We start from the raw sequence: 514 nt of genomic DNA, 5'->3' as shown, positions 1-514 counted from the left end.
ATTTTCTCTTTCCTTTTTGGATACAGGTTCCATGAAAACAACCCCTCTTTGCATGACATTTTGCCAGAAGTATACCCTGTTTCATTTTCCTTTATTCTTCTTTCCAGAGGGAGTAGTTGTTCGTGTTACGGAGATATCGCATATAATTTGCCATATTTTTATGGCAAAGAACGATTGTTGAACAGGCCGTAAAAAAACTTAGATAAAAAATTGACAATTTCACACGGAGTATTTATAATAAATTATAAAAATTGTACATTGAGAATTTTGCCGTACAGTTCATTCTGTTGGTATGTTGCGAGGTAATACTATTATGGCGGTTCAAAACAAAGTATCTCTGCCGGTAATCAAACGGTTGCCAAAATACTATCGCTATCTCACAAATCTGTCGGTGGACGGAAAAGAGAAAATCTCTTCCAGCGAATTGGCCCACATGATGGGTACGACAGCCAGTCAGGTTCGTCAGGATTTCAACTGTTTCGGTGGTTTCGGCCAGCAAGGCATCGGGTACAAA

Annotated in this window: 2 protein-coding genes; both read left to right on the top strand. The window is 38.9% G+C overall.

Annotated elements, in window-relative coordinates:
• On the top strand, positions 1-181 hold a 181-nt coding region (locus H6B10_RS15190), incomplete at its 5' end, for a hypothetical protein (RefSeq protein WP_204652329.1).
• A gap of 132 nt (positions 182-313) precedes the next feature.
• The coding region (locus tag H6B10_RS15185) for a winged-helix domain-containing protein (RefSeq protein ID WP_275951092.1) at positions 314-514 on the top strand (201 nt) is incomplete at its 3' end.

This window comes from Gemmiger formicilis (assembly GCF_016901605.1).
Taxonomy (GTDB): Bacteria; Bacillota; Clostridia; order Oscillospirales; family Ruminococcaceae; genus Gemmiger; species Gemmiger formicilis_B.
This window is presented reverse-complemented; position numbering and strand designations above follow the sequence as displayed.